The organism is Micromonospora sp. AB353 (assembly GCF_049538395.1).
GTDB classification, from domain to species: domain Bacteria; phylum Actinomycetota; class Actinomycetes; order Mycobacteriales; family Micromonosporaceae; genus Micromonospora; species Micromonospora aurantiaca.
This window is the reverse complement of record NZ_JBMVFV010000031.1, coordinates 36,150-57,114: the sequence shown is the minus strand read 5'-3', so window position 1 is coordinate 57,114 and position 20,965 is coordinate 36,150. Positions and strand designations below refer to the sequence as shown.

The 20,965-nt window shown below is 74.1% G+C and carries 22 protein-coding genes; 14 read left to right on the top strand and 8 right to left on the bottom strand.

The features are described from left to right. Positions 1-39 precede the first annotated feature (39 nt). On the bottom strand, positions 40-1,266 hold the full coding sequence (locus tag ACPCK6_RS15400; protein ID WP_423481441.1) for a multidrug effflux MFS transporter: 1,227 nt from the start codon (positions 1,264-1,266) through the stop codon (positions 40-42). 82 nt (positions 1,267-1,348) lie between these two features. Here ACPCK6_RS15400 and ACPCK6_RS15395 point away from each other — a divergent pair, with 82 nt between their 5' ends. Next, positions 1,349-1,849 carry a MarR family winged helix-turn-helix transcriptional regulator gene (locus ACPCK6_RS15395; RefSeq protein WP_396882874.1) on the top strand — a complete coding sequence of 167 codons (501 nt, stop codon included), beginning with the start codon at positions 1,349-1,351 and terminating at the stop codon, positions 1,847-1,849. A 7-nt stretch (positions 1,850-1,856) separates the two neighbouring features. Then, a complete protein-coding gene (locus ACPCK6_RS15390) occupies positions 1,857-2,759 on the top strand; it encodes an aminoglycoside phosphotransferase family protein (RefSeq protein ID WP_423481440.1) in 903 nt (300 codons plus the stop codon). Positions 2,760-2,772: 13 nt separating this feature from the next. On the opposite strand, the gene ACPCK6_RS15385 is transcribed toward ACPCK6_RS15390, so the two are convergent. Together ACPCK6_RS15385 and ACPCK6_RS15380 are read right to left on the bottom strand one after the other, a co-directional pair. Then, on the bottom strand, positions 2,773-3,600 hold the full coding sequence (locus tag ACPCK6_RS15385; RefSeq protein WP_423481439.1) for an MBL fold metallo-hydrolase: 828 nt from the start codon (positions 3,598-3,600) through the stop codon (positions 2,773-2,775). After that, the gene (locus tag ACPCK6_RS15380) at positions 3,597-4,001 is read right to left on the bottom strand and encodes a thioesterase family protein (protein ID WP_318334777.1); all 405 of its coding nucleotides are present in this window, start codon (positions 3,999-4,001) and stop codon (positions 3,597-3,599) included. Before ACPCK6_RS15380 ends, ACPCK6_RS15385 begins: the two co-directional genes overlap by 4 nt. A 115-nt stretch (positions 4,002-4,116) precedes the next feature. On the opposite strand from ACPCK6_RS15380, the gene ACPCK6_RS15375 reads away from it, so the two are divergent. Next, positions 4,117-5,187 (top strand): phosphatase PAP2 family protein, encoded by a 1,071-nt coding sequence (locus ACPCK6_RS15375; RefSeq protein WP_396882877.1) that lies wholly within the window; start codon positions 4,117-4,119, stop codon positions 5,185-5,187. A gap of 89 nt (positions 5,188-5,276) precedes the next feature. Here ACPCK6_RS15375 and ACPCK6_RS15370 read toward each other — a convergent pair whose 3' ends face one another. The 3 genes from ACPCK6_RS15370 to ACPCK6_RS15360 form a co-directional block, all read right to left on the bottom strand. Beyond that, positions 5,277-6,638, bottom strand: a complete 1,362-nt coding sequence (locus ACPCK6_RS15370) for a PH domain-containing protein (protein ID WP_423481443.1) — start codon at positions 6,636-6,638, stop codon at positions 5,277-5,279. Positions 6,639-6,934: 296 nt separating this feature from the next. After that, positions 6,935-7,462, bottom strand: a complete 528-nt coding sequence (locus ACPCK6_RS15365; RefSeq protein WP_396882878.1) for a PH domain-containing protein — start codon at positions 7,460-7,462, stop codon at positions 6,935-6,937. A gap of 73 nt (positions 7,463-7,535) precedes the next feature. Next, complete coding sequence (locus ACPCK6_RS15360; protein WP_423481438.1) at positions 7,536-7,745, bottom strand: hypothetical protein; 210 nt, start codon at positions 7,743-7,745, stop codon at positions 7,536-7,538. A gap of 254 nt (positions 7,746-7,999) precedes the next feature. On the opposite strand from ACPCK6_RS15360, the gene ACPCK6_RS15355 reads away from it, so the two are divergent. The 7 genes from ACPCK6_RS15355 to ACPCK6_RS15325 all read left to right on the top strand — a co-directional run bounded on the left by ACPCK6_RS15355 (position 8,000) and on the right by ACPCK6_RS15325 (position 15,021). Then, positions 8,000-9,106 carry an AAA family ATPase gene (locus ACPCK6_RS15355; RefSeq protein ID WP_135241114.1) on the top strand — a complete coding sequence of 369 codons (1,107 nt, stop codon included), beginning with the start codon at positions 8,000-8,002 and terminating at the stop codon, positions 9,104-9,106. Continuing rightward, positions 9,085-10,041 (top strand): DUF58 domain-containing protein, encoded by a 957-nt coding sequence (locus ACPCK6_RS15350; RefSeq protein ID WP_135241113.1) that lies wholly within the window; start codon positions 9,085-9,087, stop codon positions 10,039-10,041. The genes ACPCK6_RS15355 and ACPCK6_RS15350 overlap by 22 nt, the downstream gene beginning before the upstream one ends. Next, positions 10,038-10,988 (top strand): VWA domain-containing protein, encoded by a 951-nt coding sequence (locus tag ACPCK6_RS15345; RefSeq protein WP_318334772.1) that lies wholly within the window; start codon positions 10,038-10,040, stop codon positions 10,986-10,988. The genes ACPCK6_RS15350 and ACPCK6_RS15345 overlap by 4 nt, the downstream gene beginning before the upstream one ends. Positions 10,989-11,545: 557 nt before the next feature. Continuing rightward, complete coding sequence (fabG, locus tag ACPCK6_RS15340) at positions 11,546-12,250, top strand: 3-oxoacyl-ACP reductase FabG (RefSeq protein ID WP_396882881.1); 705 nt, start codon at positions 11,546-11,548, stop codon at positions 12,248-12,250. A 23-nt stretch (positions 12,251-12,273) separates the two neighbouring features. Next, positions 12,274-13,041 (top strand): enoyl-ACP reductase FabI, encoded by a 768-nt coding sequence (fabI, locus tag ACPCK6_RS15335; RefSeq protein ID WP_396882882.1) that lies wholly within the window; start codon positions 12,274-12,276, stop codon positions 13,039-13,041. 135 nt (positions 13,042-13,176) lie between these two features. Then, complete coding sequence (locus tag ACPCK6_RS15330; RefSeq protein ID WP_423481437.1) at positions 13,177-14,208, top strand: ferrochelatase; 1,032 nt, start codon at positions 13,177-13,179, stop codon at positions 14,206-14,208. 33 nt (positions 14,209-14,241) lie between these two features. Next, positions 14,242-15,021, top strand: a complete 780-nt coding sequence (locus ACPCK6_RS15325) for an HAD-IIA family hydrolase (protein ID WP_091048117.1) — start codon at positions 14,242-14,244, stop codon at positions 15,019-15,021. A gap of 16 nt (positions 15,022-15,037) precedes the next feature. On the opposite strand, the gene ACPCK6_RS15320 is transcribed toward ACPCK6_RS15325, so the two are convergent. Next, positions 15,038-15,832, bottom strand: a complete 795-nt coding sequence (locus ACPCK6_RS15320; RefSeq protein WP_121685435.1) for an Rv1486c family protein — start codon at positions 15,830-15,832, stop codon at positions 15,038-15,040. 161 nt (positions 15,833-15,993) lie between these two features. On the opposite strand from ACPCK6_RS15320, the gene ACPCK6_RS15315 reads away from it, so the two are divergent. Continuing rightward, positions 15,994-16,806 (top strand): DUF3097 domain-containing protein, encoded by an 813-nt coding sequence (locus ACPCK6_RS15315; protein WP_423481436.1) that lies wholly within the window; start codon positions 15,994-15,996, stop codon positions 16,804-16,806. A 224-nt stretch (positions 16,807-17,030) separates the two neighbouring features. Here the strand turns inward: ACPCK6_RS15315 and ACPCK6_RS15310 are convergent, their stop codons facing one another. Further along, complete coding sequence (locus tag ACPCK6_RS15310) at positions 17,031-18,341, bottom strand: serine hydrolase domain-containing protein (RefSeq protein WP_423481435.1); 1,311 nt, start codon at positions 18,339-18,341, stop codon at positions 17,031-17,033. A 98-nt stretch (positions 18,342-18,439) separates the two neighbouring features. On the opposite strand from ACPCK6_RS15310, the gene ACPCK6_RS15305 reads away from it, so the two are divergent. From ACPCK6_RS15305 to ACPCK6_RS15295, 3 genes are all read left to right on the top strand, one after another. Then, positions 18,440-18,913: an NfeD family protein gene (locus ACPCK6_RS15305; protein ID WP_423481434.1), complete on the top strand. Its 474-nt coding sequence runs from the start codon at positions 18,440-18,442 to the stop codon at positions 18,911-18,913. 5 nt (positions 18,914-18,918) lie between these two features. After that, positions 18,919-20,025 (top strand): SPFH domain-containing protein, encoded by a 1,107-nt coding sequence (locus tag ACPCK6_RS15300; protein WP_318334768.1) that lies wholly within the window; start codon positions 18,919-18,921, stop codon positions 20,023-20,025. A gap of 128 nt (positions 20,026-20,153) precedes the next feature. Beyond that, positions 20,154-20,957, top strand: a complete 804-nt coding sequence (locus ACPCK6_RS15295) for a hypothetical protein (protein WP_423481433.1) — start codon at positions 20,154-20,156, stop codon at positions 20,955-20,957. Positions 20,958-20,965 lie beyond the last annotated feature (8 nt).

Genomic DNA, 20,965 nt, shown 5'->3' with positions numbered 1-20,965 from the left:
CCCCTTCTTAACACCCGCCCCCACGCGCGGAGGCCGAGGTCAGGCGCGCGGCCGGGCCAGCGTCACGACGGCGGTCAGCGACAGGAACGCGGCGCCGGCCAGCACCACCGCCATCGGCAGCGCGCTGCCCTCGCCGCCGAGCCCGACCAGCGGCGCGGCGAGCGCTCCCACCACCGACTGGATGCCGCCCATCAGCGCGGCAGCGGTGCCCGCGTGCCGGGCGTGCGCGTCCAGCGCCAGCGCGGTGCTGTTCGGCATCACCATGCCGAGCGAGCCGACGAAGGCGAACAGCGCCACCGCCGTCAGGGCCAGGCTGCCCGCCAGCGCGCCGCTCAGCACGCCGATCGCGGTGACCAGGCCGGCCACCAGCGTGGTGACCAGTAGGCGGCGTGGCGTGAACCGGTCGAGCAGCCGGGCGTTCGCCTGCCCGACGGCCACCAGGGCGAGCGCGTTGACGCCGAAGATCACGCTGAACACGGCCGCGGAGACGCCGAAGACGTCCTGGAACACGAACGACGACCCGGAGATGTACGCGAACAGCCCGGCGAACGCGAAGCCCTGCGTCAGCGCGTACCCGAGGTAGACCCGGTCGGCGAGCAGCGACCGCATGGTCCGTACGGTGGCCCCCAGGCCACCGGTGCTGCGGCGCTCGGCCGGCAGCGTCTCCGGCAGGCGCAGCGCGACCGCGACGGCGAGCACCGCCCCGATGACGGCGAGCGCCACGAAGACCGCCCGCCACGAGCCGAACCGCAGCACCAGGCTGCCCACGCCCGGCGCCGCCACCGGCGCCACGCCGAAGACCAGGGTGAGCCGGGAGAAGTACTTCGCGGCGTCCCGTCCCGAGTAGAGGTCGCGGACCACCGCGCGGGCGACCACCACGCCCATGCCGCCGGCGACGCCCTGGGCGAACCGCGCGGCGGCGAGCAGCGGGGCGTTCGGCGCCGCGGCGCACGCCAGCGCCAGCACGGTGTACGCGACCACGCCGACCAGCACCGGTCGGCGGCGCCCCCAGCGGTCGCTGAGTGGACCGGTGACGAGCTGGCCCAGGGCGAGACCGATCAGGCAGGTGGTCAGCGAGAGCTGGATGCCGGCCTGGTCGGCGCCGAGGTCGCGGGTCATGGCCGGGAACGCCGGCAGGTACATGTCCAGCGACAGCGGGCCGATCGCGGTGAGCGTGCCGAGCAGCACCAGCAGCGTCTTGCCGCCGGTGGAGGCGGTGGTGCGGCCGGCGGCCGGGCGCGCGGCGGTCGGCGCGGCGTTGCTCACGAGTGGGTACCCCCTGGATCGGTGCGTCCGGGGTACCTTACATCTGTAGTCAGAACTATTGCGATGTGAGGCGGGTGACCCGGTGGCGACGAACGAGCAGGTCGCGCGCGTCGGCGCGGTGGTGGGGGAACTGCACCGCCTCCTGCGCCGCCGGACCGGGGCACGTGTCGGACGCGACCCGCTGCCCGAGGCGCAGGTGGAGTTGCTGCTACTGGTCCGGGAGACGCCCGGGATCAGCGGCAAGGAGGTGGCCCGGCGTCTCTGCACCGCGCCCAACACGGTGAGCACGCTGGTCCGCGACCTCACCGACGCCGGGCTGCTGGCCCGTGACCGCGACCCCGGCGACCGCCGCGTGGTCCGGCTGCACGTGACCGAGGCCGCCCGGGAGCGGATGGCCGACTACGAGACCAACCGCGCCGCGCTGCTCGACGAGGCGCTGGCCGAGCTGGAGCCGCCGGCACGGGCGGCGATCCTGGCCGCCGCCCCGCACCTCGACGCGCTGCTCGGCGCCCTGCGGGGACACGCCCGCCCCGGGCCGGCCCCCGGAAACCCGGTGGCCGCGGCGCCGTCCCGCCCCGCATGATCACCGGATGGCCCTGCACCAGGACGAGATACCCGTGGACGAGCAGGTCGTCCGGGCGCTGTTGACCGCACAGCGCCCCGAGTGGGCCGCGCTGCCGCTGACCCCGGCCGGCGCCGGGACCGACAACACGATGTACCGGCTCGGCGCCGACCTGCTCGTCCGCCTGCCGCGCACGGCCGAGAAGGCCGGCGCCCTGCGCAAGGAACAGCGGTGGCTGCCCCGGCTCGCGCCGCTGCTGCCGTACCGGGTGCCGGAACCGGTGTACGCCGGCGTCCCGGCCGACCCGTTCCCGCTGCCGTGGTCGGTGCAGCGGTGGATACCGGGCGACGAGGTCCGGTCCGGCACGGTCGAGGACTGGGCCGCCCTCGGCGCCGACCTGGCCGTGTTCGTCCGGCGCCTGCACGCGACCGACCTGCTCGGCGCGACCCGCGCGGGCCCGCTCAGCGGCTACCGCGGCGGCAGCCTCCGCCCCTGCGACACCTGGATCTCCGCGGCGCTCGACGACTGCCGGACCCTGATCGGCGACGAGACGGACGTCGACACCCTGGTCCGGCTCTGGCGCGACGCCCTCACCCTGCCCGAACCCGCCGGGCCGCACGTCTGGCTGCACGGGGACCTCAAGCCCACCAACCTGCTGGTGCACGACGGCCGGCTGCGGGCGGTCATCGACTTCGGCGGCCTGACCGTCGGGCACCCCGACGCCGAACACGCGCCGACCTGGGACCTTCCGCCGCAGGCCCGGCACGCCTACCGGGAGGCGCTCGGCGTGGACGACGTGACCTGGGCGCGGGCCCGCGCCTGGGCGCTCGGCGTGGCGGCCAGCGGCGTCTCCTACTACTGGAACACGTTCCCGGCGTTCGTCGCCGAGTGCCGCAACCGCCTCCGGGAGATCCTGGCCGACGCCGGCTGAACCCGGCCGCCGGTCAGGCCGTGCCGTCCAGCTCCGCGTAGCCGCGGCGGGCGGCGATCAGGCCCGGCCGGGCGCCGAACGGCGACTCGGCCGCCACCCGCTCCGGCGGGGCGCTGCCGGTGTGCCCGGCGCGGATCAGCCACGCCTGCCGCGCGAGCTGCGCGTGCTGCTCGCGGACGAAGTCCGCGCCGACCGGCTCGCCGTGGCCCGGCACCACCACCGTCGTGGGCGTGGTCAGCCGCAGCAGGTCGGCCAGCGCGTCCGGCCACTTCAGGGGGTACGACTCCTCGAACGCCGGCGGTCCGCTCTGCTCCACCAGATCGCCCGCGACCAGCACGTCCGCGTCGGGCACGTGCACCACCAGGTCGGCGTCGGTGTGCCCGTGCCCGGGATGGCGCAGCACCACCCGCCGGCCGCCGACGTCGAGCACCGTCTCCTCGTGCACCTCGTGCGTCGGCGCCCGCAGCTCGGTGTGCGCCAGCTCCTCGGCCAGCGCCGGGTGCCCGGCACGCATCTCCTCGTACGCGGCCCGGCGCACCGCGCCGGACCGGTCCCGCAGCGCCGCCGCGGCCTGGGCCTGCGCGTAGATCGCGGTGTCCGGCCCGGCCAGCGTGGCGTTGCCGAAACAGTGGTCGAAGTGGTGGTGCGTGTTCACGATCGTCCACGGGTACGGCGTCACCGCCCGCGCCGCCTCCGCCAGCTCCCGGGCCTGCCCGGGAGTGGAGAGCGTGTCCACCAGCAGCGCCGCGCCGTCACCGACCACCAGCACCACGTTCACCGCGAGCGTCGGCTCGCGCAGCACGTGCACCCCGGCGGCGACCTCGGAGAACCCGGCGGTCATGACCGGCGCACGGCCCGCTCGACGAAGCGCTGCCGGTCGACAAGCATCCGCTCGACCCGGCCCTGCGCCGCCACGGTGGGCCCGTCGGTGACCGTCACGTCGAAGACGAGCCGCTTCCCGTCGACCTTCACCAGCTCGGCGTGGGCGGCCACGGTACGGCCGACCGGCGTCGCAGCGCGGTGCTCCAGCTCCACCCGGACGCCGACAGTCGTCGACCCGGACGGCATCCGGGTCGCGGCGGCGGCCACCGTCGCCGCCTCGGCCAGCGCCAGCACCCGGGGTGTGCCGAGCACCGGCACGTCCCCCGAGCCGACCGCCTGCGCGGTGTCGGCGTCGGTCACTGTCAGCTCGACCCGGGCGGTCAGGCCCGGCGTGAAGGGCGACTCCGGCTGCTCCTGCATGCGGCCGAGCCTAGTGCAGCCGGCCCGCGGCCGTCCGGCGTCCGAGCCGCCACCGGTCCGGTCGTCACCGCCCGCCCGCATGCCCGCCGGTCGCCCGCCGTTAACCTTGTCCGCGATGGCCGAGCTGACACAATCTCCGACCCCCGCCCCCGACGCGACCACCGAGTCGCCCGACGGTGGGCGCCGCCGTGTGATCGCGATGACCATCTGGGGCGTCGCCTTCGTCGTCGCCTGGCTCGCCATCGGCCTGCCCACCGACCCGGCGTACGCATTCCTGTGGATCTGGGCCGGCACGATCGCGTGGAACTCGGCCCGTCCGTGGCGCAGCCACCTGCGGTTCGCCCGGGACTGGATCCCGGTGGTGCTGCTGCTCGCCGCGTACAACCTGTCCCGTGGGTTCGCCGACAACGGCGCCACCCCGCACGCGATGGAGCTGATCGTCGCCGACCGCTTCCTCACCGGGTGGCTCACCGGCGGCGAGGTGCCGACGATCTGGCTCCAGGAGCGCCTGTACGACGCGTCCGAGGTGCGCTGGTGGGACGTGCTGGTGAGCTGGATCTACTTCTCGCACTTCGTGGCGACGTTCGCCGCCGCCGCGGTGCTGTGGATGCGCAACCGGCGGCGCTGGATCGCGTACATGTCCCGCTGGGGCTTCCTGTGCGCGGCCGGCCTGGTCACCTACTTCGCCTACCCGGCCGCGCCGCCGTGGTGGGCGGCGCAGAACGGCCTGCTCACCGAGGTCGCGCGGATCTCCACCCGTGGGTGGAAGGAGATCGGCATGCACGGCGCGGGCAACCTGCTCAACGCCGGGCAGATCGCCTCCAACCCGGTGGCCGCGATGCCGTCGCTGCACACCGCGTTCGCGCTGTTCGTGGTGCTGTTCTTCATGCGCTCGGTGCGTAAGCGCTGGTGGCCGCTGATGCTGGCGTATCCGCTGGCCATGACGTTCACGCTGATGTACAGCGGCGAGCACTACCTGATCGACGTGCTGGTCGGCTGGGCGTACGTGGGCATGACGTTCCTGGTGGTCGGCCTGGCCGAGCGCTGGTGGGCGGCGCGGCAGGCCCGGCGGGCCGGTGCGCCCGCCGTCGCCGCAGGCGAGTCGTCCGCCGACGGCGACACCGCCGCCGACACCCCGGACCGCGCCGCCGACGACCGGGACGCGGTACCCGCCGAGCGCCGGTAGGCCCGCGCCACCGCCGTCACGGTCGGCCGGGTCGTCGCCGCGCCGCCGTGGTTCGCCGCGCCGCCGTCGTGGCGTCGCGGTCGCCGGGGTCAGCGGCCGCTGTCGGTACGGCGGGCGGCGCGTGACCGCTCGGTCAGCTCCGCGGCCAGCTCCCACGCGTCGGTCAGATCCCGGTCGACGGCCGCCGCCCCGGCCCCACCGGCGGTGTCCGCGTGCACGGTGGCCAGCCGCAGCAGCCGCTGCACCGGACCCCGCGTGACCCGTACGCTCTGGATCCGGGCGTACGGCACCAGCGTCAACCGGCGGGTCAGCAACCCGGAGCGGGCCACGAAGACCCGCTCGTCGAGACCGGCGCCGACCACCTTGCGGCTCAGCGGTCGCAGCCACCGGGCCCGCGACGGGGGCGGCGTGGCGGGCAGCGCGTCCAGCCGTACGCCGGGCAGCACCTCCGCCACGACCATCGCGCCGGTGCCCGCGTCGCCGACCGGCAGGAGCCGGTCCGGGCGGTTGCGGTCGTCCGGCTCACCGGCCGAGTAGCCGGCCACCTCCAGGCGTAGCCGCAGCCACCCCTTCATCCGCCAGAGCAGCGGCCAGGTCGCCCGTACCGTCTGCACCCGGTGCAGCGGCACGGTCTGCATCCGCGTCTCCAGCAGCCCGTTGTGCACGCGCAGCGTGCCGTCGTCCCGGTCGAGCCGGAAGCTCCAGTCGTCGAGCACCCGGCGGATCGGTTGCAGCACCACACCGGCCATCGCGGTGAGCGTGCTCGCCACCGCGATGAACGACCACGAGCCCTCGGAGAGGAACTGGGCGCCGACGAACACCAGGCCCAGCGGCAGCAGGAACGCCTGCGGCGTGAGCAGCTGGCTGACCAGCAGGTCCTGGTTGCGGACGGCGTGCAGCCGGCGCCCCTCCGGCACCGGCGCGACCGGTGCGCCGGGCTCGGCCGCCGGAACCGGTGCCGGGGCGGAGCGACCGGCGACCGCGAGCAGCCGCTGCCGCAGCGCGGTCGCCTCGGCCACGCTGAGGTAGGCGAGCGGCGCCTCGGTCTTGCCCCCGCCGACCACCTCCAGCCGCAGCTCGGCCAGGCCGGTGAGCTGGGCCAGCAGCGGCCGGACCACCTCCACCGCCTGCAACCGTTCCAGCGGGATGGCCCGGGTGCGCCGCCACAGCAGGCCCTCGTAGACGCGCAGCTCGCGGCCCACCAGGTGGTAGCCGGTGTTCCACCAGCTCACCACCGACAGCACTGTGGCGCCGAGCACGAAGACGGTGACCAGCACCGCGAACCAGCCGAACCCGACCCGCGACAGCGTCGACCAGGAGAGCCCGGCGATCACCACGACCAGCGACTTCGCGCCGTGCAGCGCCGGGCTGAGCGGATGCAGCCGCTGCCGGGGCTCCTCGCCGCCGGGCGGTCCGGCCGCCGGACCCCACGGTCCCGGGTACGGCGGCAGCGGCGCGGGCCACGGGCCGGGCGCCGCGTCGGGTCCGGGCGGCGGCCCGTACCCGGGTGCCGCCGAGCCGGACGGCCCGTAGCCGGGTGGCGGTGCGTAGCCGGGCGGAGGCCCGTACCCGGATGGTGGTCCGGGGACGGGCGGCGGTCCGTACCCCGGCGCGGGCGGCCACGGATACCCGTTGGGCGGCTGAGCCGGAGCCGGCGGCTGGGCCGCGTCGGCAGGTGCGGGCGGGCCGGGCGTCGGCTCGGGCCGGTCGTCGTGGGGCGGCGGGGCGCCGGAGTCGCTCCGTTCGCTCACAGGCCCTCCGCCCGGTCCTCGCCCAGCGCGGTCAGCCGGTCGCGCAGCCGGGACGCCTCGGCCGGGCGCAAACCGGGCACGCGCGCGTCACTCGCGGCGGCGGCCGTATGCAATTGCACGGTGGCGAGGTCGAACGCGCGCTCCAGCGGACCGGCGCTCACATCGACGAACTGCATCCGCGAGTACGGCACGATGGACAGCCGCCGCACCAGCAGGCCGTGGCGCACGAGCAGATCGTCGTCGCGCTCGGCGTACCCCCAGGCGCGGACCGCGCGCACGATGGTGACGGACCGCCAGACGCCCATCAGCAGGGCCACGCCGACGGCGGCGCCGAGCAGCCAGTGCCCGGACAGCGCCCAGGCCACGCCGAGCACCACGAGCGCCACGGCCAGCCCGATGCCGAGCCGGATCAGCTCCACCCAGATCAGGTCGCGGGAGATCGGCTGCCAGCGGACCGTGTCCGGCCAGGGCTCCAGCGCGCTGCGCGAGGCGGGCGGGAGGCCGGCGGGGCCGTCACCGCTCACCGGGAGGACCTGCCGTGCGCGCCGCCGGTACGGGCTCGGGTCATCTGCTCGCTCACGCTTCGAGCGTAGGCGATCAGGGAAGCGGGACCACCTCGCGGAGGAAGCCGCGTGCGTCGAGGAAGTCACCGAGGGAGTCGCGGTGCTCCGGGCAGGCCAGCCAGGTCTTGCGCCGGTCCGGCGCGTGCAGGCGGGGATTGTGCCAGCGGAGCTGGAAGGCGGCGGGCGCGCGACATCCCCGCGCCGAGCAGATCAGCGTCTCGTCCGGGGTGGTGGGAGTCGTCACCGGGGCGAGTCTAGAGACCGCACGCCGGGAGTTTCAGCGCCGGGCGGCCACGGGGGGAGCCGCCCGGCGACGGGGTGAATCGTACACACTGCGGACCCCTTGTTGTCCACCCGTGTTCAGCGTTTCCCGCGCGACGGGACGGTGTGGTGGGACGGCGCGGCGAAAATCGTGCCTCTCCCACCCTCGGCTCTCAGCGAGGCATGACAGTCTTGATACGCACCACGCCACGACGACGACCCTGCTGTGGAGGACCGGTGGCCCAGCCGACCACACCCGACGTGCCGAACCCGACCGAGGCGGCGCCGGACGCGCCGCCCCCGGCGGGCACCACCCCGGCCCAGGACGCCACGCTGCTGGAGCGGGCACTGTTCGAGACCAAGCGGGTGATCGTCGGCCAGGACCGGATGGTCGAGCGGATGTTCGTCGCGCTGCTGGCCCGGGGGCACTGCCTGCTGGAGGGCGTGCCGGGCGTGGCCAAGACGCTCGCCGTGGAGACCCTGGCCCGGGTCGTCGGCGGCTCGTTCGCCCGGGTCCAGTTCACCCCCGACCTGGTGCCCGCCGACATCATGGGCACCCGGATCTACCGGCAGTCCAGCGAGAAGTTCGACGTCGAGCTGGGCCCGGTCTTCGTCAACTTCCTGCTCGCCGACGAGATCAACCGCGCGCCCGCCAAGGTGCAGTCGGCGCTGCTGGAGGTGATGAGCGAGCGGCAGGTCTCCATCGGCGGCGAGAGCCACCGGGTACCGGACCCGTTCCTGGTCATGGCCACCCAGAACCCGATCGAGCAGGAGGGTGTCTACCCGCTGCCCGAGGCGCAGCGGGACCGGTTCCTCATGAAGATCGTCGTGGGATACCCGACGGACGCCGAGGAGCGCGAGATCGTCTACCGGATGGGCGTCGCGCCGCCCGAGCCGGCCCGGGTGTTCGACACCCCGGACCTGGTCGCCCTCCAGCACAAGGCCGACCAGGTGTTCGTGCACAACGCGCTCGTCGACTACGCGGTCCGGCTGGTGCTCGCCACCCGGGCGCCCGCCGAGCACGGCATGCCCGACGTGGCCCAGCTCATCCAGTACGGCGCCAGCCCGCGCGCCTCGCTCGGCCTGGTCCGGGCCACCCGCGCGCTGGCGCTGCTGCGCGGCCGGGACTACGCGCTGCCGCAGGACGTGCAGGACATCGCCCCGGACATCCTGCGCCACCGGCTGGTGCTCAGCTACGACGCGCTCGCCGACGACGTACCGGCCGACCACATCGTGCACCGGGTGATGTCGACCATCCCGCTGCCCGCCGTCGCGCCCCGCCAGCAGGCCACACCGCCGCCACCGGCCGTCCCGCACAACGGATGGCCCGGGCAGCGGCCGTGACCTCGCCCACCCCGCTGAGCGCCGCCGGCGACCGCTCGGGGGCCGTGCTGGCCCGGCTCCAGCTCATGGTCACCCGCAAGCTGGACGGGCTGCTTCAGGGCGACTACGCCGGGCTGCTGCCCGGACCGGGCAGCGAGGCGGGGGAGTCCCGGGAGTACCGGCCCGGCGACGACGTGCGCCGGATGGACTGGCCGGTCACCGCCCGCACCACCATGCCGCACGTCCGGCGTACGGTGGCCGACCGTGAACTGGAGACGTGGCTGGCCGTCGACATGTCGGCCAGCCTGGACTTCGGCACCGGGCGGTGGCTCAAGCGGGACGTGGCGGTCGCCGCGGTCGCCGCGCTGGCCCACCTGACCGTGCGGGGCGGCAACCGGATCGGCGCCGTCGTCGGCACCGGCGGGGCCGGCGGGCCGGGGACGATGCTGCGGCTGCCCGCCCGTTCCGGCCGCAAAGAGGCCCAGGGGCTGCTGCGGGCGGTGGCGGGCGCCGAGATCCGGCCCGGCCGCAGCGACCTCGGCGCGCTCGTCGACATGCTGAACCGGCCGCCCCGGCGGCGCGGCGTCGCGGTGGTGATCTCCGACTTCCTCGCGCCGCCGCAGCAGTGGGGCCGGCCGCTGCGTAAGCTGCGGGTCCGCCACGACGTGCTGGCCGTCGAGGTGGTCGATCCGCGGGAACTGGAACTGCCCGACGTGGGGGTGCTGCCGGTGGTCGACCCGGAGAGCGGCGAACTGCACGAGGTGCAGACCGCCGACCCGGGCCTGCGCCGCCGGTACGCCGAGGCGGCGGCCGCCCAGCGCGGGGCGATCGCCGCCGAGCTGCGCGCCGCGGGCGCGGCCCACCTGCGTCTGCGTACCGACCGAGACTGGCTGCTGGACATGGTGCGTTTCGTCGCCGCGCAGCGGCACGCCCGCACCCGAGGGACGACTCGATGATCCGTTTTCTGCAACCGTGGTGGCTGCTCGCCGTGCTGCCGGTGCTCGCCCTCGCCGCCGCGTACGTGTGGCGGCAACTGCACCGCCGGCAGTACGCGCTGCGGTTCACCAACGTCGACCTGCTGCGTACCGTCGCGCCCAAGGGACTGGGCTGGCGGCGGCACGTGGCGGCGACCGCGTTCCTGCTCTGCCTGCTGGTGCTGGCGACCGGGCTGGCCCGCCCGGCGATCGACACCCGCGAGCCGCTGGAGCGGGCCACCGTGATGCTCGCCATCGACGTGTCGTTGTCGATGCAGGCCGACGACGTGTCGCCGAACCGCCTGGAGGCGGCCCAGGAGGCGGCGAAGCAGTTCGTCGGCGAACTGCCGGAGAGCTACAACCTGGGGCTCGTCTCGTTCGCCAAGTCGGCGAACGTGCTGGTGCCGCCGACGAAGGACCGGGCCGCCGTCACCGCCGCCATCGACGGGCTGGTGCTGGCCGAGGCGACAGCCACCGGCGAGGCGGTCTTCACCTGCCTGGAGGCGATCCGCTCGGTGCCCGCCGACGGCGCCGCCGGCATCCCGCCGGCCCGGATCGTGCTGCTGTCCGACGGCTACCGCACGTCGGGCCGCTCGGTCGAGGAGGCCGCCGCGGCGGCGCAGGCGGCGAACGTGCCGGTGTCCACCATCGCGTTCGGCACCGACTCGGGGCAGGTCGACATCGGCGGGCAGCTCCAGCGGGTGCCGGTCGACCGCACCGCGCTGTCCCAGCTCGCGGAGACCACGCAGGGCTTCTTCTACGAGGCCGCGTCGGCCAGCGAACTGAAGCAGGTCTACCAGGACATGGGCAGCTCGATCGGCTACCGGACCGAGCCGCGCGAGATCACCCAGTGGTACGCGGGGATCGCGCTGCTGCTGGCACTGTGCGCGGGCGCGCTGAGTCTGCTCTGGACGTCCCGGCTCGTGTGAGCCGGAACCGGGCCGGCGGTGGTCAGTGACCGCCGCCGGCCAGCACGAACAGGACGGCCACCCAGACGGCGGCGAGGGTGAAGCCCAGCGGGGCGACGTAACGGCTCATGGGTGTGCTCCGTGGCGACGGTCGGCCCGGTGCGGGCCGGTGGGGGTCGGGGCGTACGCGCACGAAGTCGTGACCGGGTGCTCCGCCGCGCGGCAGGCCACACCCCGGCGTGCTCGCCGGGAGGCGGATGCGGTGCGGAGGGCGGGAAGCGGGTCAGCCGCGTCGACCGAGCCGTGGCTCAGCGGGGCTGACGATGGGCCCGGCCACGACTGGGAGGATCGCTATCTCGCACAGCGATCACCTCCTGAAGTCGGCGGGGCCCGGATGCGGGCGCAGACCGGCCCGCAGACGCGATCATCGTACACCGGGGGTGTGTCGTGCCGCGCGCGGCCGCCGGTCCCGCGGACCCCGGTTGGAGCGGCGCTGTGACCTGCGCGGGTTAGCGCTTACCTGTCGGTAACCCCTAGGCTCCGACCGACCGAGAGATCACTGGAGCAGAGGGGGATCCGTGGCCCGAACCGTGCTGGTGACCGGCGGGAACCGGGGGATCGGCCTGGCCATCGCGCAGGCGTTCGCCAAGCAGGGCGACCGGGTGGCGGTGACGTACCGGAGCGGCGAAGCCCCCGAGGGCCTGTTCGGTGTGCGGTGTGACGTGACCGACGCCGAGTCGGTGGACGCCGCGTTCACCACGATCGAGGCCGAACTCGGCCCGGTGGAGGTGCTCGTCGCCAACGCCGGCATCACCGACGACACGCTGATCATGCGGATGTCCGAGGAGCAGTTCGCCCGTGTCCTCGACACCAACCTGACCGGCTCGTTCCGGGTCGCCAAGCGGGCCTCGACGAAGATGCTCCGCGGCCGCTGGGGGCGGATGATCTTCATCTCCTCGGTGGTCGGTCTCTCCGGCGGCGCGGGCCAGGTCAACTACGCGGCCAGCAAGGCCGGCCTGGTCGGCGTGGCCCGCTCGATCACCCGCGAGCTGGGCGCCCGCAACATCACCGCGAACGTGGTGGCGCCCGGCTTCATCGACACCGACATGACCGCCGGCCTGCCCGAGGAGCGCAAGGCGGAGATCCGCAAGTCGATCCCGGCCGGGCGGATGGCCACCCCGGACGAGGTAGCCGGTGTCGTCACCTGGCTCGCCTCGGACGCGGCCGGATACGTCACCGGCGCCGTCATCCCGGTCGACGGCGGCCTCGGCATGGGTCACTGAGCAGAGCACGGAGGAGACACGCAATGTCCGGACTTCTCGCCGGTAAGCGGCTGCTTGTCACAGGCGTCATCACCGACGCGTCGATCGCCTTCTCGGTGGCGAAGCTCGCCCAGGAGAACGGCGCCCAGGTCGTGCTCACCGGCTACGGCCGGCTCTCCCTGGTGGAGCGGATCGCCAAGCGACTGCCCGAGCCGGCGCCCGTGATCGAGCTGGACGTCACGAACGAGGAGCACCTGGCCGGGCTCGCCGACAAGGTACGCGAGCACGTCGACGGCCTCGACGGCGTGGTGCACTCGATCGGGTTCGCCCCGCAGAGCTGCCTCGGCGGCGGCTTCCTCGACGCCCCCTGGGCGGACGTGGCGACCGCGCTCCAGGTCTCCACGTACTCGTACAAGTCCCTCGCGATGGCCGCGCTGCCGCTGATGTCCTCCGGCGGCGCCGTGGTGGGCCTCACGTTCGACGCCACCAAGGCGTGGCCGGTCTACGACTGGATGGGCGTGGCGAAGGCCGGGCTGGAGTCCGCCTCCCGCTACCTGGCGCTGCACCTGGGCAAGCAGGGCATCCGCAGCAACCTGGTCGCGGCCGGCCCGCTGCGCACCATCGCGGCCAAGTCCATCCCCGGGTTCGACCAGTTCGAGGACGCCTGGACCGAGCGGGCCCCGCTGGGCTGGAGCCTCACCGACCAGGAGCCCGCCGCGCGGGCCTGCCTGGCGCTGCTGTCCGACTGGTTCCCGGCCACCACCGGCGAGATCGTCCACGTCGACGGCGGCTACCACGCCCTCGGCGCCTGAGATGTAAGGAAGGGCCCCTTCTTAACGCCTCGTGCAGCGGAAGGGGCCCTTATTAACACGGCGCGGCCCGGGTGGTCACCACACCGACCAGGGGGCGTCGCCACGCCGTGACGGCGGGCGAGGAAGAATGGCCCCATGGTGTACGACGCGTTGGTGCTGGTCTCCTTCGGCGGCCCGGAGCGGCCCGAGGACGTTCTCCCGTTCCTGCAGAACGTGACCCGGGGGCGGGGGGTGCCGCCCGAGCGGCTGGCCGAGGTCGCCGAGCACTACCTGCACTTCGGCGGGGTGTCCCCGATCAACCAGCAGTGCCGTGACCTGCTCGCGGCGATCCGCGAGGACTTCGCCGCCAACGGCGTCGACCTGCCGGTCTACTGGGGCAACCGCAACTGGGATCCGATGCTCGCCGACACGGTGGCGCGGATGCGCGACGACGGGATCACCCGGGCGCTGGCGTTCGTCACCAGCGCGTACGGCGGCTACTCCTCCTGCCGGCAGTACCAGGAGGACATCGCCTCGGCCCGCGCCGCCGTCGGCCCGGACGCCCCGCTGATCGAGAAGCTGCGCCAGTTCTGGGACCACCCCGGCTTCATCGAGCCGCACGCCGACGCGGTCCGCGCCGCGCTGGCCCAGCTCGACCCGGCGAAGCGGGACACCACCCGGCTGGTCTTCACCGCGCACTCCGTCCCGATGTCCGCGGCGGCCACCGCCGGCCCGCACGGCGGCCGCTACACCGCCCAGCTCGAGGAGGTCGCCCGGCTGGTGCACGCCGCGGCCGCGCCCGATCTGGAGTACGACCTGGTCTGGCAGAGCCGGTCCGGGCCGCCGCAGGTGCCGTGGCTGGAGCCGGACGTCAACGACCACCTGGCCACGCTGCCCGAGCAGGGCGTGACGAGCGTGGTGGTCAGCCCGATCGGTTTCGTCTCCGACCACCTCGAGGTGGTGTGGGACCTGGACACCGAGGCGCTGGAGACGGCCAAGCAGCTCGGCCTGGACTTCGTCCGCGCCGGCACCCCGGGGGTCGACCCCCGGTTCGTGGCGATGGTCCGCGAGCTGGTTCTGGAACGCACCGCCCCGGACGGCGAGCGGCTGCGCCGCCGGCTCGGCGAACTGCCGGCCTGGGACACCTGCCCGGCGCTGTGCTGCGTACCCCCGGCCCGCCGGCCCTGAGCCCGACCCGACGACACCCCTGGGGACGACACGATGCTTGACCGCAAGCCGGTGCAGAGCTGGCTCACCGACATGGACGGCGTGCTGGTGCACGAGGGGCAGCCGGTGCCCGGCGCCCCGGAGTTCGTCAAGAAACTGCGCGCCTCCGGCAAACCGTTCCTGGTGCTGACGAACAACTCCATCTACACCCCGCGCGACCTCCAGGCCCGGCTGGCCCGGATGGGGCTGGACGTGCCGGAGGAGGCGATCTGGTCGTCCGCGCTGGCCACCGCCCAGTTCCTGGCCGACCAGCGGCCGGGCGGCACCGCGTACGTCATCGGTGAGGCCGGCCTGACCACGGCGCTGCACGCGGTGGGGTACGTCCTCAGCGACTTCGCCCCGGACTACGTGGTGCTGGGGGAGACGCGCACCTACAGCTTCGAGGCGATAACCAAGGCGATCCGGCTGATCAACGACGGCGCCCGGTTCATCTGCACCAACCCCGACGCCACCGGCCCGTCGATGGAGGGCGCGCTGCCGGCGGCCGGCTCGGTGGCGGCGATGATCTCGAAGGCGACAGGTGTCGACCCGTACTTCGTCGGCAAGCCCAACCCGATGATGATGCGCTCGGCGCTGAACACCATCGACGCGCACTCCGAGTCGACCGCGATGATCGGCGACCGGATGGACACCGACATCCTGTGCGGCCTGGAGGCCGGACTGGAGACGATCCTGGTGCTCACCGGCATCAGCAGCCGGACCGAGGCCGAGCGGTACCCGTACCGTCCGTCGCGGATCGTCGACTCGGTGGCCGACCTCATCGACGAGGTCTGAGCCGGGATCCGCGGCGCTACAGCCGCAGCGGCGCGTTGCAGGCGGCCACCAGGGCCTGCCGGCACGCGGTGGTCAGCGGCCGCAGCGCCGCGTCCCGCTGCTGCGCCTCGTAGGTGTTGACCGCGCCGCCGGGCGCGCTCTCCCCGGCCAGCGCGAGCACCCGATCCAGTACGGCGGCGCGCGCGAACAGCCGGCGGGCGCGCGGGTCGAAGCCGGGCGGCAGGTCGGTGGCGCCGTCCGGCCGGCGCAGTGCGGCGAGCGCCCCGGCGAGTTCGGGCCGCCACTGCGCGACGTCGAGCCGGGTCAGCGTGGCGGTGGTCTCGGCCAGCACGGCGGCCAGTTCGGCCTCGGCCTCCGCCGCGCCGGGCGTGGCGAGGGACGCCTTCGGCGCGTCCGCCGGCAGCGGATGCACCCGCCAGAGCACCGTCTCCCAGGTCATCCCCGAGCCGGACGTGTGCGTACGGACCTCGGGCACCAGCCCCATCCCGCTCGCCACCACCGCCTCGCCCGCCACCAGCGCCGCCCCGGCGAACGCGCCCGGACCGGGCAGGCCGCGTGGGTCACCGGGCGCGGGCAGCACCAGGCGGATGTCGTCGGGTGAGTGCTTGGCGAGGCTGGGCAGCGCCTCCCGCAGCGACACGTCGGTCCAGGTGCCGGGGGCGTCGGCGACGAGGTGCTCCTCGTCGCCGGCGACGGCGTCGGCCACCTCGTCGAAGGGCACCAGGCCGGCTCGCCAGGCACGCACCCAGGCGACGAACCGGCTCGACCGGCGCGGAGCCAGTGTGGCCGCGCCCGTTGCGGGGGAGGACATGCGGAAAGGGTACGTGCTCCGCGCCGCTGCTGTCTCGGCTGCCGCTCCGGCGGCGCGACCTGACCCCAACTACCCCCTTCGCACCGTTTCGTGCCGACGGATGACGGCCCGGTCGGCGCGTCGGCGAGCGACACGCCGGGGTGCTGGTTAGCGTCAGCGGCATGGCGGGGCGATACGACGGGGACGTGCTGGCCGGCGACTGGCGACGACGGAAGGTCACCCCCGAGGTCGACGCCGAACCGGACCTGGTGGTCGAGGACGCCGACTCCGGGTTCTGCGGCGCCGTGGTCGGCTTCGACTCCGGCGCTGTGGTGCTGGAGGACCGGCACGGGCGGCGGCGCAACTTCCCGCTGCTGCCCGCCGCGTTCCTGCTCGACGGCAGGCCGGTCACCCTGCGACGCCCGGTCCGCACGCCGGTGCCCGCCGCGCGGCGCCGTACCGCGTCCGGGTCGATCGCTGTGGACGGCGTACGGGCGCAGGTCGCCAAGGCCAGCCGGATCTGGGTCGAGGGCGTGCACGACGCCGCGCTGGTCGAGCGGATCTGGGGCGACGACCTGCGCATCGAAGGCGTGGTGGTGGAACCGCTGGACGGCATCGACGCGCTCGCCGACGAGGTACGCGCGTTCGCGCCCGGCCCGGGTCGCCGGCTCGGCGTGCTCGTCGACCACCTCGTACCCGGCTCGAAGGAGAGCCGCATCGTGGCCCGGGTGAACTCGCCGCACGTGCTGGTGACCGGACACCCGTACGTCGACGTGTGGCAGGCGGTACGCCCGGCGGCGCTCGGCATCGCGGCGTGGCCCGTGGTCCCTCCCGGGCAGCCCTGGAAGGAGGGCGTCTGCGGGGCGCTCGGTGTGGGTGAGCCGGCCGACATGTGGCGGCACATCCTGTCCCGGGTGGACAGTTTCGCCGACGTGGAGACGCCGCTGATCAACGCGATGGAGCGCCTGATCGATTTCGTCACCGAGCCTGTCTGACCGGTTGGGCCTCTGTAGTGGTTGCGGTTGGGGGCCGGGGGCGACCGTGCCCGGCTCCGGGCGGTCAGGCTTGATCCCTGCGCCGGTCACGGTCGCCCCCGGCACCGCCGTGCACACGACCCCGCCCGCCCCCGGACCTCCTGTCCCCGCCTCGGTCTCCCTTCCGTCTCCCGTCATCGCGCCCCTGGCACCCCTCGCCAGGGTGGTGGGGGCGGCGGGGGGTGTCAGGGGAGTTCGTCGGGGGAGCGGGTCAGGAGGAAGGTGGCTATGTCGAGGGCTGTCGGGGTGCCGGAAGCGTCGCGGATCACCGTCAGGATCTCGCCGTCCTGGGAGCCGGAGCGGCCCCGCCACCGGTCCGGGCCCTCCGGGGTGAAGCGGAGCAGCGGCCTGCCCACCTGACCGCCGACCAGGTCGCCGGCGGCGTCGACGCGGAACTCGTACTCGCCGCCCATCCACCACCAGCGGCCGGTCAGCGCGGCCACGTCGGCGGCGGGCGGGCCGGCCGGGCGCCACGGCGCGGGCGCGGCCGGTTCGGCGTCCAGCACCAGCGTGAGCGCCTCACGGCCGAGCGCGCCGATGTGGTGGCCGCGCAGCCCGTACGCGTTGGCGAAGTTGACCACGGCGGTGCGTGTGGGCCGGTGCACGGCCAGGCCGGCGACGTACCCGGGCATGGAGCCGCCGTGCCCGACGTACACCCGGTCGCCGACCCGGTAGAGCTCGACGCCGAGGCCGTGCCCGCCGGTCCACGAGTCCAGGTCGTTGATGACCACGGGGGCGCACATCTCGGTGAGCGTGGCGGGGGAGAGCACCGCCGGGTCCGGGTCGGCCAGGAACGCCGCCCAGCGGCCCAGGTCCTCGACAGTCGACCAGAGCTGCCCGGCCGGCGCCATCGCCCCGGTGTCGGTACGCGGCTCCTCCCGCAGCGTCTCGTGCCAGGGGTGGACGACGTAGCCGTGGGCGTACGGCTCGGCCGGGTGGTACGTGGTGCGGCGCATGCCCAGCGGCGTCAGCAGCCGCTTGGTCAGCAGGTCCGCCCACGGGATGCCGGTGATCCGTTCCAGGGCGGCGCCGAGCAGTCCGTACGCCAGGTTCGAGTAGTGGTAGACGAAGTGCGGCGGATAGGCGATCTTGTCCGGCGTCAGCCCGGCGAGCAGCGTGTCCAGGTCCATGCCCTCGGCGCGTTCCCACCAGTCGCCGTCCGGCTCGCGTTGCAGGCCGCCGGCGTGGCCGAGCAGCTGGCGCACCGTCACCGCGCCGACCGGGGTGCCGGGCAGGTGGGCGTCGAGCGGGTCGTCCAGCGCCAGCCGCCCGGCGTCGCGCTGCTGCATCACCAGCACGGCGGTCATGGTCTTGGTGATCGAGCCGACCCGGTACTGCAGGTCGCCGTCCGGGCAGGGCGTCTCACCGGCGACCGCCAGGTGCGCCAGCCGGCCGTCGCGGACCACGCCGAGGGCGAGCGAGGGACCACGCCCCTCGGCCTGGGCCCGGGCGACCAGCAGGTCCACCTGACGCGCGGTCTCGGGCAGCAGGGGCATGTCGTCCTCCTCGTCGGCCGGCGGCGCGGTACGCCGTGCCGAGCCTAGCGATCATGACAGTTCGATGACACGTGCGTTGACGTGTCACGATTGTTCTCGTGGACGCCGTGTTCTGGATCGTTCTGGGTGTGGTACTAGCGGTCGCCGAGATCTTCACGACGACGCTCTTCCTGATCATGTTCGGGGTCGGGGCGTTCGCCGCCGCCGGCGCCGCGGCGCTCGGTGCGCCGGTGGCGCTCCAGGCGGTGGTCTTCGCGGTGGTGTCGGCGCTGTCGATGGCGGTGGTCCGTCCGGTGGTCCGGCGGCACGCCCGGCCGGCGCTGGAGACCGGTGAGCAGCCGTTCGGGGTCGAGGCGCTGGAAGGGGCCACCGCTGTGGTCCTGGAGCCGGTCGACGCCGACCGGGGCATGGTCAAGATCGATGGTGAGCTGTGGACGGCCCGCTCGTACGACGCGACGCGCACGTACGCCGAGGGTGAGCGGGTGCAGGTCATAAAGGTCCGGGGCGCTACCGCCCTGGTATGGCAGGACGACATTTCCACCCCGGGCGAGCTGCCCGAAGCGAAAAGGTGAACGGTATGGAGTTTCTGGCGATCCTGATGATCGCGGTGGCGTTGATCGGTGTGGTGACGTTGTTCAAGGCGGTACGGATCGTGCCGCAGCAGCGCCAGGACGTGGTGGAGCGACTCGGCCGGTACAAGCGCACGCTGAACCCCGGCCTCAACCTGCTGGTGCCGTTCGTCGACGCGGTGCGCACCAAGGTCGACATGCGCGAGCAGGTGGTCAGCTTCCCGCCCCAGCCGGTGATCACCTCCGACAACCTGGTCGTCTCGATCGACACGGTCCTCTACTTCAAGGTGGTCGACTCGGTTCGCGCCACCTACGAGATCTCCAACTTCCTCCAGGCCATCGAGCAGCTCACCGTCACCACGCTGCGTAACGTGATCGGCTCGCTCGACCTGGAGCGCGCGCTGACCAGCCGCGAGGAGATCAACAGGCACCTGTCCGGCGTGCTGGACGAGACCACCGGCCGCTGGGGCATCAAGGTGACCCGGGTCGAGATCAAGGCGATCGAGCCGCCGCCGAGCATCCGCGACTCGATGGAGAAGCAGATGCGCGCCGAGCGCGACCGCCGTGCCGCGATCCTCAACGCCGAGGGGCACAAGCAGTCGCAGATCCTCACCGCCGAGGGTGAGAAGCAGGCCGCGGTGCTGCGCGCCGACGGTGACCGGCAGGCCCGGATCCTCCAGGCGGAGGGCCAGGCCAAGGCGATCCGTACCGTCTTCGACGCGATCCACACCGCCAACCCGAGCCAGAAGGTGCTGGCGTACCAGTACCTCCAGGCGCTGCCGCAGATCGCCAACGGCACCGCCAACAAGGTCTGGATCGTCCCGACCGAGCTGACCAAGGCCCTGGAGGGCATGGGCGGCGCGCTGGGCGGGCTGGCGAACATGGCCGGCGACGTGCCGTCGCCGGAGGCCGCCAAGAGCGCCGGCGAGGTCGAGCGGGAGGCCGCCGAGGCCGCCCAGGCCGCGGCCGTCGCGGCCCAGGAGATCCACGACGAGGTACGCGTGGCGGAGGCGCAGGCCACCGGCGGGAGCAACCCGAAGGGGCTGCCCGCGCCGGAGCCGGTGTCCCCGGCCAGCCTGGTGAACGACCCGGCGGACCAGCGCGAGCGGGGCTGACCGGCAAATCCGAGAATCCCTCATACGGCGCTCCGGCGACTGCCACCATCGGTTCCAGGACGGGTGGTGAGCAGGGCCGGAGCGCCGTTGCGCGTCCCGGGCCACCCGCGGCGCGAACGAGGTGAGGCATGAAGGACCCGGCGAACCGGCTGTTCTCCCGTACCCCGGTCCCCGGCGCGCACGACCCCGCCGGACCGATCGGCTCCCGGCGTACCGGAGGGGGTTTCGGGGTCCTGCCGTTCGTCTCCGAGCCCGGCCCGGGAGCGCCGGCCACCGACGCGACCTGGGCCTGGTCGATCCGCCGCTTCGCCCGCGCGGCGGTCTGGCTGCTCCCGGCGTACGCGGTCCTCTACGGCCTGGTGGCGATGGCCAGCGACGGCGGCGTGGGCAACGACCCGTACCCGGCCGACGGCCGGCCGCTCTACCTGGTCGGCTGGGTCGCGTCGGTGTGGCTGGGGCTGCTCGCCCTGCTCGCGCTCACCGGCCTGCTCGCCGCCACCCGCTGCCGCCGCGTCGCGCTGGCCGGGCTGCTCGCGAGCATCGGCGGGATGGTGCTGATGCTGCCGTTCGCCGGGCTGGCCGAGCAGACGCCCGTGTTCGGCGTGACCGCGCGCGGCATCGTGCTGTTCGGCGCCACCCTCTACAGCGTGGGCTGGTTCCTCACCGGCTGGTCGGTCGCCCGGTCCGGGATATTCTCCTACGGCGACGGGACGATGCTGATGATCGCCGCCCCGCTGCTCGGCCTGGGTGGCGCGCTGATCGGCTCGCTGCAGACGTTCGGCGCGATCTTCGTGCTGGTCGCCGGCATCGGCATCGGCTACCGCAGTGGTCGTCTGGTGCCCGAGACCATCGCCCGGGACGCCGCGGCGGCGAGCGTCGCCGCCGCACCGGTGCCGCCCGCGTCACCGAAGGGCCCACTCGGGGCGGGCTGACCGTTTCG